Genomic DNA, 14,560 nt, shown 5'->3' on the forward strand with positions numbered 1-14,560 from the left:
CCCAGCCCTCCACCCGGCAGCACCCCACAGAAGGGACGACCCTCGTGAACACCCCGGACGCGTCTGCCTGGGAAGAGCTCGTCACCACTGCCCTCCTCGGGACCGATCGCCGCACCCCGCCGGGGGCGGACCCGGCCCGGGAGGCGCCGGTCGCGTTGCTGGACGCGGCGGCCCTGGAGACCGTGCGCCGGAGGGCGGGCCTGCTCCCGGCCCGCGCGGCGGCCCGTCCCGAGCCGGCGCCCGAGGACACCCGTCCCGCGCTGCCCCCGGCGGCGGCCCGCAGGCTGGCGCTGCTGCTGGCCGACCGCGGAGGTACCGGCGGCGGACGCAGAGGCACGGCGCCGGACCTCATGGAGCTGCTGCCCCAGTGGCTGACGGCGGCCAACGCCCACGGCTACGCGGCGCCGCCGCAGCTGCTGCCGGCCCTGCTGGACGCGGCCCGGGGCCGCACGGACCTGCGGCCGGCGGCACTGCGCTTCGCGGGCACCCGCGCGGTGTGGCTGGCGCGGCTGAACCCGGACTGGCGGTTCGCCCTGCGCGCCACGCCCGGCGGCGGGACGGCGCTGCCCCGCCCCGAGGAGCGGGAGAGGGTGCGGCGGTTGTGGCAGGAGGGCCTGTTCGCCGAGCGCGTCGCCCTGCTGGCCGCGATACGGGCGCGGGAGCCCGCCGCCGCACGGGAGTTGCTGGCGACGACCTGGGCGACGGAGCGGGCCGAGGACCGGCTGATGTTCCTGGACTCGCTGCGCACCGGCCTCGGCCCGTCGGACGAGCCGTTCCTGGAGCAGGCGCTGGCCGACCGCAGCCGCAACGTGCGGGCGACGGCGGCCGAGTTGCTGTCGGCGCTGCCCGACTCGGCGCTGGCCGGGCGGATGGCGGTCCGGGCCGGGGCGTGTGTGGCCGTGGACCACACCGGGGCCACCGCGACGATCACGGTCGAGGCACCGCACGAGTGCGATCCGAGCATGGAGCGCGACGGTGTGGTGTCGAAGGCTCCGGCGGGACGCGGGGAACGGTCGTGGTGGCTCGGACAGTTGGTGGAGGCGGCACCGCTCGGCGGCTGGCCCGCGCGGCTGGGCGGCCGGACGCCCGCGCAGATCGTGGCGCTGCCGGTCGCGGACGACTGGCAGGCCGAGCTGCACGCGGCATGGTGCCGGGCGGCCGTACGGCAGCGGGACGCCGAGTGGGCGCGGGCGCTGCTCGGGACGCCGTCGGCGCCGGAGGCGGGCGGGCCCGGAGCGGTGTCACTGGCCGAGCGGGCGAAGCTGCTGGGCACGCTGGATCCGGGCGAACGGGCCGAGTGGGTGGCCGGCTTCATCGCGCGGCATGGGCTGTCCGAGGCTTTCCAGCTGCTGGGCGTGTGCGCCGTGCCGTGGGCCGCGCCGCTCGGGCGGGCGGTGGTCGACGCGCTCAACATCGCGCGGGACGCGGGGAGTTACCCGTGGAGTTTCAGCGGCGTGATGGGGCTGGCCGAGCGCTGTCTGGACCCGGCCGAGGCGAGCCGTCTCGACGGCCTGCTGGCGGTGCCCGACGAGACGGAGGACGCCTCGCCGGGGGCCGGAGGATACTGGGCGGAGGCGTTCCAGCGGCTCGTCACGACCCTGCGGCTGCGGGCGGCGATGCTGGAGGAGCTGAGCGGGACCGCGCGGGCCGGCGACCCGCCCGCCCGCGCCGGAACAACCGCTCAGCCTCCGGAGACGCTCGGCTGACGCACGTTCGCGCGGACCCAGTCCACGATCGACTGCGTGGTCGCCCCCGGGGTGAAGATCTCCGCGACGCCCTTCTCCTTCAGCGGCGCGATGTCCGCCTCGGGGATGATCCCGCCGCCGAAGACCAGGATGTCCTCCGCGTCCCGCTCCTTGAGCAGGGCGATCACCGCGGCGAACAGCGTGTTGTGGGCGCCCGAGAGGATCGACAGACCGATCGCGTCGGCGTCCTCCTGGATCGCCGTGTCGACGATCTGCTCGGGCGTCTGGTGCAGGCCCGTGTAGATGACCTCCATACCGGCGTCGCGCAGTGCCCGCGCGATCACCTTCGCCCCGCGATCGTGGCCGTCGAGCCCCGGCTTGGCCACCACCACGCGGATCGGACCGGCTGCCACACCCATCACTGCCTCCATGAAGCGACTACATCCATCCGTACCGTCAAGTACCGCACACATCACTCGCGCCGTACACGCCGCACACGCCGTGGCACGGACGCCCCGCGCCACAGCGCCCGGGGAAGTGAACGAACGTTATCGCCAGCATCGCGCACCCCGCAGTTTCACGGTGGAGACCGAGGGGGAAATCACATGGTGGGACACGTTCGCCGCGCACCGTTCCGACCCTCTGCGGCTCACGGACCGCGGACACACGCGGCCGCCGGGCCACGGCCGGAACCCGCGCAACGGGAGCCGCGACGAGATCGCCGCACCACCGCGCCGCAGGCCGCGCGGCATGGGGGTGCGGCGGGTCGGCGAGGGCACGAGGAGCACGCAGGGCAGGTACGGCACGACAGCGGAGAGCCTCGTCGCCACACCGGCAGGGAGTCTCGTCACGTCATCGGCGTCATGGACGTCACACGCCGCCCCCGCCCCGCGCGGCCCGCTCGCGCACCGTCGGCCGGCCTCGGCGCGACCTCCCATGAGGGCACACGGGGGACACAGACGTCCTCGGGCGTGCCGACAGGAGGTCGGCCATGACGGTCACCAAGGCAGTGCTGCCCCTTCTCCCGCTCTGTCAGCGGCTCCTCCCGAGCCGGCTGACCGGACTGTCCATGGCGCTGTTGAAGGCCACCGCCCTCGAGATCGCGATCCTCGCCGGACACCTCCTGCTCTATCCGTCCGGGATCTCCCCGGAGCGCAGGGCCCCCCTCCCCGCACCGGGCTCCGCGGACACCCCCCGGCTGCCGGCGGAGGCGAAGCCCCCGGTCGTGCTGCTGCACGGTTTCATCGACAACCGCTCGGTCTTCGTGCTGCTGCGCCGCAGCCTCGCCCAGCACGGCAGGCAGCAACTCGAGTCGCTCAACTACTCGCCGCTGACCTGCGACATCCGCACGGCGGCCGAGTTGCTCGGCCGGCACATCGAGGAGATCTGCGCACGCACGGGCACCAGCCGGGTGGACGTCGTCGGACACAGCCTCGGCGGCCTCATCGCCCGTTACTACGTGCAGCGGCTCGGCGGTGACCTCCGGGTGCGGACGCTCGTCACCCTCGGCACCCCGCACTCGGGCACCCGCGTGGCGCCGCTGGCGAACGCGCATCCCATCGTCCGCCAGATGCGCCCCGGCTCGGTGGTGTTGGAGGAGCTGGCCGGGCCCGCGCCCGGCTGCCGAACGCACTTCGTCAGTTTCTGGAGCGACCTCGACCATCTGATGGACCCGCTGGAGACGGCCTGCATCGACCACCCCGACCTGTCGGCGCGGAACGTGCGGGTGAGCGGGGTCGGACATCTCGCCCTGCCCGTGCACCCGGCCGTGGCGGTCGGGATACGGCAGGCACTCGACACCGACTGGACGGAAGCCGAAATCGCCCGCGCCGGCGGTCTGACGGTGGCCTGAGCCGACCCGGATCCGGCGGAAGTCTCGAACAATCTTCGAACACAAGGCCAAAGTCGCGCCCTCTGTCCCCCGAAACACGGCCGAATGCCCGTTTCCGGGAAAGGTGAAACCTGCCGAAGATTGTCGCGCCCGCATACCGCCGGGTACAGTCGCCGCACTGCTCTGGCAGCCCCTGTTGTCGAGGCGAAAGAGAAGTTGGTGAACGACCGTCACCCGTCGGGGATCATGACCCCCCCGGCTCCGGCCTCCGAGGCCGCCTCGGCGCACTACGCGTCGTACGGCACCCAGGAAGCCCAGTACGACGACTTCACCACGCAGGGTCACTACGACGCCACCGGATTTCCGCAGCCCACCGGGACGTTCGACACGGACCCGCTGTTCGGCTCGATGCCGGGCGAGAGCACCGGCGCCTACGACTCGGGCCAGTGGGCCACGGTCGGCCATCAGACCCCGCACTACGACGCGTACGCGGCCCAGCACCACGCCGCCTATGACACCGGCGTCTACGAGACGACCGCCTGGTCGGCCGGCCACCAGCAGCTGCCCGGCGTTCCGCCGCAGGCCACCAGCCCCGACGCCAGTGGCCAGTGGGACGCCAACGCCTGGCTCCAGCCCGACCCGTCCGGCGGCCCCGCCGACCGGACCCAGCACTGGGACTGGGGCACGCAGACCTTCGACACCGGCACCTACGACGCCACGCAGTGGAACTCCGACGGCGCCGCCACCGGGTCCGACGACTACGAGCACCGGGCCGAGTCGTTCGACCAGCAGCCGACGGCGACCTTCGAGCAGGTCGCGGCCGAGGAAGCGTCGTACGACGGGACGTCCTACCGCGAGACCTCGTACGAGGAACCCGCCCCGGGCGAGGGCGAGTCGAGCGACACCGGCGAGATCCCCGACGTGACCCCCCTCCTCGACGACGAGGAGGAGAGTGCCCCCGCTCCGGGTTCCCGCGCCGCCGCCCGCACCGCGTCCCGTTCCCGCCGCCGTCCCCCCGCCAAGCGCTCCGCGCTGCTGACCATCGCCGTGCCGTCGGCGTGTGTCATGGGCGTGGCCGGGATCGCCGCCGCCTCCGTCGGCACGCTGACGCCCGACGAGCAGGAGACCACGGCCACCGCGTCGGACGCGCAGGCGGTCAAGCCCTCGACGGCCAACAACATGCTGGACACCCAGCTGGAGAGCCTCTCGGCCGGCGCCGACGACTTCGCCGACCGGGCCAGCCGGACGCAGGAGCGCATCGACCTCAAGGCCGAGCAGGAGGCCGAGCGGAAGAAGGCGGCCGAGGAAGCGGCCCGCAAGGAGCGGCTGCGCCCGAAGTTCGCGCTGCCGGTGGCCCAGCACGGGCTCAGCGCCTACTACGGCCAGGCCGGCATCAACTGGATGTCCGTGCACACCGGCATCGACTTCCCGGTGGCGTACGGCACTCCGGTGCTGGCCGCGACCGACGGCACCGTGCGCACCCAGTGGAACAGCGCCTACGGCAACATGATGATCGTGACCGCGATGGACGGCACGGAGACGTGGTACTGCCACCTGTCCACGTACCAGGTCGCCTCCGGTACGGCCGTGAAGGCCGGCGACCAGATCGCGTTCTCCGGCAACTCCGGCAACTCGACCGGTCCGCATCTGCACTTCGAGGTCCGCCCGGGCGGGGGGTCGGCCATCGACCCGCTGGCCTGGCTGCGCAGCCACGGCCTCGAACCCTCGTAACTCCCCGGCAGTCCCCCGCCGCCGTTCAGCAGCGGGGGACGAGCGGGACTACAGCTTCTCCACCGGCGCGTAGCGCAGCAGCAGCCGCTTCGGCTTGTCGCCGAAGTCGATCGTCGCCTCGGCGTTGGCGCCCGTGCCCTTGACCGCCGTCACGGTGCCGAGCCCGAACTGGTCGTGCGTGACCCGGTCCCCGACCGCCAGCGAGACGACCGGCTGCTCGGAGGTCCGCCGGGTGGCGAAGCCGGACGCGCCGGAGGCCGAGGAGCGCGACCGGGACGACGACAGCGAGGCCGCCACACCCGACGCGGGCCCGGAGGACACCGGCGAGGTGGCACCGGTGCGCTTCCAGTCGACGTGCTGCGCCGGAATCTCCTCCAGGAAGCGGGAGGGCGGGTTGTACGAGGGCTGCCCCCACGCGCTGCGCATCGACGAGCGGGTCAGATACAGCCTCTCCCGCGCGCGCGTGATGCCGACGTAGGCGAGGCGCCGCTCCTCCTCCAGCTCCTTGGTCTGGCCGAGGGCCCGCATGTGCGGGAAGACGCCGTCCTCCATGCCGGTGAGGAAGACGACCGGGAACTCCAGGCCCTTGGCGGTGTGCAGGGTCATCAGGGTGATGACGCCGGAGCCGTCCTCGGCCTCGTCGGGGATCTGGTCGGAGTCGGCGACGAGCGCGACCCGCTCCAGGAAGTCGGCGAGCGAGCCGGTCGCCTCGCCCTCGCCGGACTCCTGCTCGAACTCCAGCGCCACCGCGGCGAGTTCCTGGAGGTTCTCGATCCGGGTCTCGTCCTGCGGGTCGGTGGAGGCCTGCAACTCGGCGAGGTAGCCGGTGCGTTCGAGCACCGCCTCCAGGACGGTCGCGGGTCCGGCGCCGGACTCGACGATCGTACGGAGCTCCTCCATCAGCGTGTTGAACCGCTTGACGGCGTTGGTGGAGCGCGCGGCCATGCCGTACGCCTCGTCCACGCGCTTGAGCGCCTGCGGGAAGCTGATCTTCTCGCGCTGGGAGAGGGCGTCGATCATCGCCTCGGCGCGGTCGCCGATGCCGCGCTTGGGGACATTGAGGATGCGCCGCAGCGGGACCGAGTCCTCGGGGTTGGCGAGCACGCGCAGGTAGGCCAGGACGTCCCGGACCTCCTTGCGCTCGTAGAAGCGGACGCCGCCGACGACCTTGTAGGGCAGGCCGACGCGGATGAAGACCTCTTCGAAGACGCGCGACTGGGCGTTGGTGCGGTAGAAGACGGCGACGTCGCCGGCCTTCGCGTCGCCCGCGTCGGTGAGGCGGTCTATCTCGTCGGCGACGAACTGCGCCTCGTCGTGCTCGGTGTCGGCGACATAGCCGGTGATGCGCGCGCCCGCGCCCGCGTTGGTCCACAGGTTCTTGGGGCGGCGGGATTCGTTGCGCTCGATGACGGCGTTGGCGGCGGTGAGGATCGTCTGGGTGGAGCGGTAGTTCTGCTCCAGCAGGATCGTCGTCGCGTCCGGGTAGTCCTCCTCGAACTGGAGGATGTTGCGGATGGTCGCGCCGCGGAAGGCGTAGATCGACTGGTCGGCGTCACCGACGACGCAGAGTTCGGCGGGCTGCAGGTCGTCCTCGCCGGGCGGTACGTCGACGGGGTGCTCGGCGGTGCCCACCAGCTCGCGCACGAGCGCGTACTGGGCGTGGTTGGTGTCCTGGTACTCGTCGACGAGGACGTGCCGGAAGCGGCGGCGGTAGTGCTCGGCGACGTCCGGGAAGGCGCGCAGCAGATGGACCGTCGTCATGATCAGGTCGTCGAAGTCCAGCGCGTTCGCCTCGCGCAGGCGGGACTGATAGAGCGCGTAGGCCTGGGCGAGGGTCTTCTCGAAGCCGTCGGAGGCCTGGGCGGCGAAGTCCTCCTCGTCGATCAGCTCGTTCTTCAGGTTCGAGATCTTGGCGCTGAAGGACTTCGGCGGGAAGCGCTTGGGGTCGAGGTCCAGGTCACGGCAGACCAGGGCCATCAGGCGCTTGGAGTCGGCGGCGTCGTAGATCGAGAAGGAGGAGGTGAAGCCGAGCTTCTTCGACTCGCGCCGCAGGATCCGCACGCACGCGCTGTGGAAGGTCATCACCCACATCGCGTTCGCCCGCGGGCCGACGAGCTGCTCCACGCGCTCCTTCATCTCGCCCGCGGCCTTGTTGGTGAAGGTGATCGCGAGGATCTGCCCGGGGTGCACGTTCCGCGCGGCGAGCAGATGGGCGATGCGGTGGGTGAGCACGCGCGTCTTGCCGGAGCCCGCGCCGGCCACGATGAGCAGCGGGGTGCCGGAGTGCACGACGGCCGCGCGCTGGTTCTCGTTCAGCCCCTCGATGAGCGCGGCCGCGTCGAGGGCCGGGCGCGGGGCGCCGTCGCGGTAGTAGGCGTCCCGGTCCGGGGGCACGTCGAACTTCCCGCCGAACAGATCGTCCGGAACCGACTCCGGAGCGTGATCGTCCTCGGGCGGCGGCGGGGGTTCCTCCGCATGGGCCCGAGGGGCCTGGAGGTCCGCCAGGAAGCTGTCGTCAAAGAGGCTGCTCATCGCTCTCCGAGTCTAGGGCTCCCCACTGACAGCCCGCCGCCGCCCTGAGAACATCCCCCGGATCGGCGGCCGGGGATCGTCGCGTCACGCCCGCCGGGCAGGGGGCCTTCACCCCCGTACACCTGCGGCGGAGACCTTGGTCACAGCGTCGGACGGGAGCCGGCCGACGGACAGGTCGCCGCAGATCCGGCCAGATCGATCACGACGGCCGATGCCCTGACCCAAGGTCACGAAAATGTATCGGGCATATCACCCATCAACCTTCACAGGCGCCACACGAGTTGGCTACCGTGCCGCACAGGCCGTACGACCCCCACCGGCGAACCTCGCCGGGCCGCGCGGCCTCCGCCGAGTCCGCTGCCGCCCAGGCAGCCGAGCCGGGGACCCACCGACATTGGGGTGAATCGACCCGACTCCCGCACGGGACACGGTCGTAGGGCAACCCTTCCTAACCACCCGCCCGAACCCGACAGCTAACTCGGTAGGCGGACCATTGGAAGGAGTCGCCTCCCTTGGCGTCGCACCGCAAGTCGCGTCCCGCGGGTACGCGCGTAGCAGGCATACGGACCCCCGCCCTTGCCACGGCCGCCCTCACCTCCGTGGCCCTGCTGTCCCAGACGGCCAACGCCAACCCGGCCACGGACGACAAGCCGAGCCTCGAAGAGGTCGAGAAGAAGGTCGACGACCTCTACCGGCAGGCGGAGACGGCGACCGAGAAGTACAACGCCGCCAAGGAGCGGACCACCAAGCAGCGCAAGCAGGTCGACACCCTTCTCGACGACGTCGCCGAGCGCACCCAGAAGCTCAACGACGCGCGGGAGGAACTCGGGTCCTTCGCCGCCGCCCAGTACCGCACCGGCGCCGCCGCCCCCGACACCGCGACCTTCCTGCTCGCCGATACCCCGCAGGACTACTTCGACCAGACCCAGCTGATGAGCCGGATGACCGGCCGCCAGAAGGAAGCGGTCGACGACTACATCACCGAGCAGTCGGCGACGATGAAGAAGCGCAAGGAGGCCACCGAGAGCCTCCAAACGCTGAACGAGTCGCAGACCGATCTGAAGACCGCCAAGTCCACGGTCCAGAAGAAGCTCGCCGACGCGCGGGAGCTGCTGTCGCAGCTGACGGCGGAGGAGAAGGCGCGGCTCGCCGCGATCGAGCGCAAGCGCCAGGAGGAGGCCGCGCGCAAGGCCGCCGAGCTGGCCGATCAGCAGGCGGCGGAGGAACAGCGCCGCGAGGAGGCCGCAAAGGCGGCGGCCCAGCAGCAGAGCGGCCCCTCCTCCGGTGCGACGGAGACCTCCACCGGCAGCACCGGTTCCGAGGCCACCGCGGACTCCTCCTACGCCACGAAGGCCGAGAAGGCGATCGCCTTCGCCCGCGCGCAGATCGGCAAGCCGTACGTCTGGGGCGCCACGGGCCCCGACTCCTACGACTGCTCGGGGCTGACCCAGGCCGCCTGGAACGCGGCGGGCATCTCCCTGCCGCGCACCACGTACGACCAGGTCGAGGCCGGCACGACGGTCTCCCTCGCCAACGCCCTCCCCGGTGACCTCGTCTTCTTCTACGACGACGTAACCCACGTGGGCATCTACATCGGCAACGGCATGATGATCCACGCCCCGAAGCCCGGCACGTACGTCCGCGAGGAGTCGGTCTACTACGACGGCGAGGGCTCGATCCACAGCGTGGTCCGGCCGGCCTGATCGACGCGGCACGCGCGCGGGGGTGATTCGGTGCCCCGTTTCCCCGCCCACGCGCGCGTGCCCCCTCGCCGGCCGCGCCGCGCTCCTTAGCATCGGCGCATGTCCGGCTCCCTCGCGCTCCGCTCACTTCGCGCCTGGTGGGCGCTGCGTCCTCCGGCGGCCGGGGCGGCGGTGATGGCGACCGGCATCGTGTCGGTCGGCCTGCACCTCACCGGGCACGAGATCCTCTCCCTGATCGCCCTGGCGGTGGGCTGCACGGCCTGGCTGGGCCTGGCCGGGGACTTCGTCGTACGGCTGCTGCGGCAGCCGCGGCGCTGGCGGGAGGAGGCCGGCACCCCCGCCGCGCTCACCGCCGTCGCGGCGACGGCCGTGCTCGGCACCCGTTTCTCCGCCGAGGGATGGCAGGTCCTGGCCGGGGCCCTGCTGGCGGCGGCCGCCCTGCTGTGGGCGGGCCTGCTCGGTGTCGTCGTGCGCCACTGGCACCGCGGTATGCCCGGCGCGGTGTTCCTGGGCTGCGTGGCCACGCAAGGCCTCGCCGTACTCGGCGCCACCCTCGCCGCGGCGGAGTCGGCGGCCTGGCTCGCGCACGCGGCGCTGGTGCTGTTCTGGCTCGGTCTCGTCCTCTACGCCGTCGCCCTGGCCTGCTTCGATCCGCGCCAGGTGGTCGAGGGCGCCGGGGACCAGTGGGTCGCGGGCGGCGCGATGGCCATCTCCGCGCTCGCCGGGTCCAAGCTGATCGGCGCCGACAGCGCGCGCCTGTACCTGTGGAACGACGACGCCGACGACGTCCTGCGCACGGTCACCGCCGGCGTGCTCGCGCTCGACCTCGCCTGGTATGCCGTACTCCTCGCCTCCGAGGTGATCCGGCCGCGGCCGCGCTACGACGTCCGCCGCTGGGCGACCGTGTTCCCGCTGGGCATGACCGCGGCGGCGACCCTGTCGGTCGCCGCCGCGGTGGACGTCCCCTGGCTGCAGACCCCCGGGGAGGTCCTGCTGTGGATCGCGGTCGCGGCCTGGCTCGCCGTGGCCGCGGGGGCGGTGCGGGAGGAGCGGGCCTACGCCGCGTTCGCCGCCCGGGACGCCAGGCTCACGTCCACAGCACCGCGATGAAGACGTTCGCCGTGGTGAGCAGCCCCACCATGCCGAACAGGCCCTTGTCCACCTTCTCGTCGTCCCGCTTCACATAGACGAGCCCGAGGATCACGATCAGCAGGGCCAGCTTCACGCCGATCTTGATGTTGTCGACGGCCTGGTCGTCCGCCTGGTTGAGCCCGACCATGATCACCCCGGTGACCAGCATCGTCAGCGCGCCGTGCAGCATCGCCGGCACGAACCGGGCGGTGCCCTGGCCCATCGCCTTCAGCTGGGTGAGGAATCCGCCCAGCAGGGCGGCGATGCCGATGATGTGCAGGCCGACGAAGAGATGGATGAGTACGTCCATGAGGCCGGAGCCTAATCCGGGGCCTCCGGGACGCCTGACACCGGGCCTCCGGAGCGCTCGGCACCGGCCCGTCTTCCCCACGCGGCGGATCATGCATATATGCGCGCCATAGCACCCCGCCGCCCCCACCCGCCTCGGAAACCCCCACTTCGGTCATCGCTCAGCGTGAAGGCGACCGCCCCGCTCGCGGATCACGGTCACATGCGGTCACCCGATGATCCGCTCATGGCAGTTCCGCACAAGGCGTCACCCACCCGGCACACCCAGGTTTAGCGTCCTCCTCCAGGTGACCGGCTCCCCACCGCCGCCCGGGCCAGGGGCGGCAGCCGGACACCACCGCCGAGAAAGTCCGGCGGCGGACCGCTCCCCCTGTGCGGGCCGCCGCCGGACGCGCGAAGGCCGTGCTCCGCACCGCCGGACGCGTGAGGCCGTACTCCGCTCCCCCTGGCGGCGTGCGGGCCGGGCGGGTCAGAGGAGTCGTGCGAAAGGACGTGCAGTCCCCATGGCAGCGCACCGCAAGCCCCGGCAGCGCTCGGCCGGCGGCACCACCGTCCGTACGGCCGCCACCGTCGCCCTCGCGGGCGCGGCGACCGCGACGGGCTTCGACGGGACCGGGCACGCCGAGCCCGTACGGACACCGGCGCAGGTCAAGGCGGAGGTGGACCGGTTGTACCGGGAGGCGGAGGCCGCCACCGACAAGTACAACGGCGCGAAGGAGAAGGCGGACGCGGCCGAGGCGCGGCTGAAGACGCTGCGGGACGAGGCCGCCCGCAGGACGGAGAAGCTCAACACGGCCCGGGACGCGCTCGGTTCGATGGCGGCGGCACAGTACCGCGACGGCGGTCTCGACCCCGCCGTACAGCTCGCCCTCACCGACGACCCCGAGCGGTATCTGGAGGGCGCCGAGTTCGTCGAGCGCGTCGGCACCCGACAGGCCGCCTCCGTCGCCGACGTACGCGAACAGCTGCGCGCCATCGAGCAGTTGCGCGGGGCCGCGCGGGTCGAGCTGGCCTCGCTCACCTCACGCCAGGCGGAGCTGAAGCGGCACAAGAAGACGATCACCGGGAAGCTGGACGCCGCCGAGCGGCTGCTGTCCCGGCTGTCGGCCGAGGAGCGCGCGGAGCCGGGCGAGGGCACGGGCGAGCGCGCCGCCCGTTCCGCGCCGGACCCGCGCACCCCCCTCGCGGCACCCGGGGCGGCCACCGGCCAGGCGCCCGACTCCCGCGCGGCGGACGCCGTCGCCTACGCCTACCAGAAGCTCGGCAGCCCCTATGTGTGGGGCGCCACCGGCCCGAACGCCTTCGACTGCTCGGGCCTGACCCAGGCCGCCTACCGCGCGGCGGGAGTCTCCCTGCCCCGCACCACCTACGCCCAGATCGACGCCGGCCGCCGGGTCTCCCGCTCCGAACTCCTCCCGGGCGACCTGGTGTTCTTCTACTCCGGCATCACCCATGTCGGCATCTACGTCGGCAACGGACAGATGATCCACGCCCCGAACCCGTCCGCTCCGGTCCGGGTGGCGCCGATCACCGAGATGCCGTTCGCCGGAGCGACCCGGGTCGTGTGAGGCGGGGTGTGCAGGCGGAGTGCGCAGGCGGGTCGCGTGCTCACACCAGCCGTCGGGCCGTCGCCCACCGGGTCAGCTCGTGCCGGTTGGAGAGCTGGAGCTTGCGCAGCACCGCCGAGACATGGGACTCGACCGTCTTCACCGAGATGAACAGCTGCTTGGCGATCTCCTTGTAGGCGTAACCCCGGGCGATGAGCCGCAGCACCTCGCGCTCGCGCTGGGTGAGCCGGTCCAGGTCCTCGTCGACCGGAGGGGCGTCCGTGGAGGCGAAGGCGTCGAGGACGAAGCCGGCCAGCCGCGGCGAGAAGACCGCGTCGCCCTCCTGCACCCGGAAGATCGAGTCGACCAGGTCGGTGCCGGTGATCGTCTTGGTCACGTAGCCCCGCGCGCCGCCCCGGATCACCCCGATGACATCCTCCGCGGCGTCCGACACGGACAGCGCCAGGAAGCGGACGGGTTCCACCGCGTCGGCCATCAACGGGGCGCAGCGGCGCAGCACTTCGACGCCGCCGCCGCCCGGCAGGTGCACATCGAGGAGGACGACCTCGGGGCGGGTCGCGGTGATGACCGTGACCGCCTGGTCGACGTCCGCCGCCTCGCCGACGACCTCGACGCCGGTCTGCTCGGTCTGGCCGATCTCGGCCTGGACCCCCGTACGGAACATCCGGTGGTCGTCGACGAGGACCACACGCACCCGACGCTCACCCGCGCTGCCGGTGGCCTCCGCCGTACCGCTTGCCTCGTCGCTCATGACGTCTTCTCCGCCCTCTCCATCTCCAGTTCGACCTCCGTGCCGCCGTCGGGTACCGCGCGCAACCGCGCCGTACCGCCGTAGCGCTCCATGCGGCCGATGATCGATTCTCTGACGCCCATGCGGTCGGCGGGTATCGAGTCGAGATCGAAGCCGGGACCGCGGTCCCGGACGGACACGAAGACCGTCTTCCCCTCGACCTCCGCGTAGACCTGCACGGCGCCGCCCTCGCCACCGTACTTGGCGGCGTTCACCATCGCTTCGCGCGCCGCCTGCATCTGTGCGCCGATCCTCTCGTCGAGCGGGCAGTCGCCGACGACGACGACCTCGATGGGGACGCCGTGCTTGTCCTCCACCTCGGCGGCGTTGCGCCGGACCGCGTCGGCGAGGGTGTCGGGCTCCTCGGCCTCGTCCTTCCCGGTGCCCTCGGGCTTGTAGAGCCAGGTGCGCAGGTCGCGCTCCTGGGCGCGGGCGAGGCGGCGCACCTCGCCCGCGTTCTCCGCGTTGCGCTGGATCAGGGTCAGCGTGTGCAGCACCGAGTCGTGGACGTGGGCGGCCACTTCGGCGCGCTCCTGGGCGCGGATGCGCATCAGCCGCTCCTCGGAGAGATCCTGGGTCATGCGGACGAGGTACGGGCCCGCGAGGAGCGTTATGCCGACGAGCACCGCGAGGGCCGCCTGGAGCACGGAGCCGAGATGGGCGGCGGAGCCCTGGAGCACGAAGATGCCGGAGACACCGGCGGTGACCAGCAGCACTCCGCCGGCCGCGCGCAGCAGGGTCAGGGTGCGCCGACGGCGGCCGACCTCCATCCAGCGGGCCCGACGGGCGTTGTCCGCCTGCCGCCAGACCAGGGCGACGCCCGCGCTGACGAGGACGGCGGGCCAGAGATAGGCCTGCGCCCCGGTGCCGAGGTCGACGCTGCCCACGAAGACCATGGCGACGACGACCATGAGGAGCAGGGCGACGATCTGGCCCTTGTCCGGCTTGCGGGCGACCAGTCTGCGGCGGCCGTCCGCCGAGGTCTCGGTGCCGACGAGGGAGGGCGGGCGCTGTCCCGCGACGCCGCCGACGCCGAGCGGCACGAAGAACCAGAACGCGGCGTACAGCAGGGCGCCGAGGCCGTCCGCCATGAACAGGCCCACGAAGACGAGCCGCACCCAGATCACCGGCAGCCCGAGGTGCCCGGCGAGCCCCCGCGCCACACCCCCGAGCCAGCGTCCGTCGCTGCTGCGGTAGAGCTTGCGCGGCGGCCGCGGTTCGGCGAGGGGCGCTGCTGCGGCTTCCGACATGCCACCGATGGTCACACGACCGGCAGAGCG

Annotated in this window: 11 protein-coding genes and 1 riboswitch; of the genes, 6 read left to right on the top strand and 5 right to left on the bottom strand. The window is 72.4% G+C overall.

What is annotated here, in order from left to right; all coding sequences use genetic code 11:
• The first annotated feature begins 44 nt into the window (after nucleotides 1-44).
• On the top strand, nucleotides 45-1,706 hold the full coding sequence (locus ACWD11_RS02320; protein ID WP_451280781.1) for a DUF5691 domain-containing protein: 1,662 nt from the start codon (nucleotides 45-47) through the stop codon (nucleotides 1,704-1,706).
• Here the strand turns inward: ACWD11_RS02320 and ACWD11_RS02325 are convergent.
• Nucleotides 1,682-2,104: a cobalamin B12-binding domain-containing protein gene (locus ACWD11_RS02325; protein ID WP_186281212.1), complete on the bottom strand. Its 423-nt coding sequence runs from the start codon at nucleotides 2,102-2,104 to the stop codon at nucleotides 1,682-1,684. The genes ACWD11_RS02320 and ACWD11_RS02325 overlap by 25 nt on opposite strands.
• 572 nt (nucleotides 2,105-2,676) lie before the next feature.
• Here ACWD11_RS02325 and ACWD11_RS02330 point away from each other — a divergent pair.
• Together ACWD11_RS02330 and ACWD11_RS02335 are read left to right on the top strand one after the other, a co-directional pair.
• Nucleotides 2,677-3,537, top strand: a complete 861-nt coding sequence (locus ACWD11_RS02330; RefSeq protein ID WP_451280783.1) for an esterase/lipase family protein — start codon at nucleotides 2,677-2,679, stop codon at nucleotides 3,535-3,537.
• Nucleotides 3,538-3,762: 225 nt separating this feature from the next.
• Nucleotides 3,763-5,247, top strand: coding sequence for a M23 family metallopeptidase (locus ACWD11_RS02335; RefSeq protein WP_451281134.1), 1,485 nt, complete (start codon nucleotides 3,763-3,765; stop codon nucleotides 5,245-5,247).
• Nucleotides 5,248-5,295: 48 nt separating this feature from the next.
• On the opposite strand, the gene pcrA is transcribed toward ACWD11_RS02335, so the two are convergent.
• Entirely contained in the window at nucleotides 5,296-7,779 is a 2,484-nt protein-coding gene (pcrA, locus tag ACWD11_RS02340) for a DNA helicase PcrA (protein WP_389415352.1), read from the bottom strand.
• Between the two features lie 351 nt (nucleotides 7,780-8,130).
• Nucleotides 8,131-8,284, top strand: a riboswitch (cyclic di-AMP (ydaO/yuaA leader).
• Between the two features lie 7 nt (nucleotides 8,285-8,291).
• On the opposite strand from pcrA, the gene ACWD11_RS02345 reads away from it, so the two are divergent.
• A complete protein-coding gene (locus tag ACWD11_RS02345) occupies nucleotides 8,292-9,482 on the top strand; it encodes an NlpC/P60 family protein (protein WP_451280785.1) in 1,191 nt (396 codons plus the stop codon).
• A 99-nt stretch (nucleotides 9,483-9,581) separates the two neighbouring features.
• Nucleotides 9,582-10,592, top strand: coding sequence for a tellurite resistance/C4-dicarboxylate transporter family protein (locus ACWD11_RS02350; protein WP_451280787.1), 1,011 nt, complete (start codon nucleotides 9,582-9,584; stop codon nucleotides 10,590-10,592).
• On the opposite strand, the gene ACWD11_RS02355 is transcribed toward ACWD11_RS02350, so the two are convergent.
• Nucleotides 10,570-10,923: a hypothetical protein gene (locus tag ACWD11_RS02355; RefSeq protein WP_451280789.1), complete on the bottom strand. Its 354-nt coding sequence runs from the start codon at nucleotides 10,921-10,923 to the stop codon at nucleotides 10,570-10,572. The genes ACWD11_RS02350 and ACWD11_RS02355 overlap by 23 nt on opposite strands.
• Nucleotides 10,924-11,425: 502 nt before the next feature.
• Between ACWD11_RS02355 and ACWD11_RS02360 the strand changes: the two genes are divergently transcribed.
• Nucleotides 11,426-12,490, top strand: a complete 1,065-nt coding sequence (locus ACWD11_RS02360; RefSeq protein ID WP_451280791.1) for an NlpC/P60 family protein — start codon at nucleotides 11,426-11,428, stop codon at nucleotides 12,488-12,490.
• A gap of 40 nt (nucleotides 12,491-12,530) precedes the next feature.
• Here ACWD11_RS02360 and ACWD11_RS02365 read toward each other — a convergent pair whose 3' ends face one another.
• Both ACWD11_RS02365 and ACWD11_RS02370 read right to left on the bottom strand, forming a co-directional pair.
• Complete coding sequence (locus ACWD11_RS02365) at nucleotides 12,531-13,241, bottom strand: LuxR C-terminal-related transcriptional regulator (RefSeq protein WP_389415357.1); 711 nt, start codon at nucleotides 13,239-13,241, stop codon at nucleotides 12,531-12,533.
• Nucleotides 13,238-14,530 carry an ATP-binding protein gene (locus tag ACWD11_RS02370; protein WP_451280794.1) on the bottom strand — a complete coding sequence of 431 codons (1,293 nt, stop codon included), beginning with the start codon at nucleotides 14,528-14,530 and terminating at the stop codon, nucleotides 13,238-13,240. The genes ACWD11_RS02365 and ACWD11_RS02370 overlap by 4 nt, the downstream gene beginning before the upstream one ends.
• Nucleotides 14,531-14,560: the final 30 nt, after the last annotated feature.

The sequence above is a fragment of the Streptomyces sp. NPDC002776 genome (assembly GCF_053592195.1).

Coding starts and splice junctions, on each gene's coding strand:
- ACWD11_RS02325 (WP_186281212.1), bottom strand. CDS start 2,104: ATGGGTGTGGCAGCCGGTCCGATCCGCGTGGTGGTGGCCAAGCCGGGG.
- ACWD11_RS02330 (WP_451280783.1), top strand. CDS start 2,677: ATGACGGTCACCAAGGCAGTGCTGCCCCTTCTCCCGCTCTGTCAGCGG.
- ACWD11_RS02335 (WP_451281134.1), top strand. CDS start 3,763: ATGACCCCCCCGGCTCCGGCCTCCGAGGCCGCCTCGGCGCACTACGCG.
- pcrA (WP_389415352.1), bottom strand. CDS start 7,779: ATGAGCAGCCTCTTTGACGACAGCTTCCTGGCGGACCTCCAGGCCCCT.
- ACWD11_RS02350 (WP_451280787.1), top strand. CDS start 9,582: ATGTCCGGCTCCCTCGCGCTCCGCTCACTTCGCGCCTGGTGGGCGCTG.
- ACWD11_RS02355 (WP_451280789.1), bottom strand. CDS start 10,923: ATGGACGTACTCATCCATCTCTTCGTCGGCCTGCACATCATCGGCATC.
- ACWD11_RS02360 (WP_451280791.1), top strand. CDS start 11,426: ATGGCAGCGCACCGCAAGCCCCGGCAGCGCTCGGCCGGCGGCACCACC.
- ACWD11_RS02365 (WP_389415357.1), bottom strand. CDS start 13,241: ATGAGCGACGAGGCAAGCGGTACGGCGGAGGCCACCGGCAGCGCGGGT.
- ACWD11_RS02370 (WP_451280794.1), bottom strand. CDS start 14,530: ATGTCGGAAGCCGCAGCAGCGCCCCTCGCCGAACCGCGGCCGCCGCGC.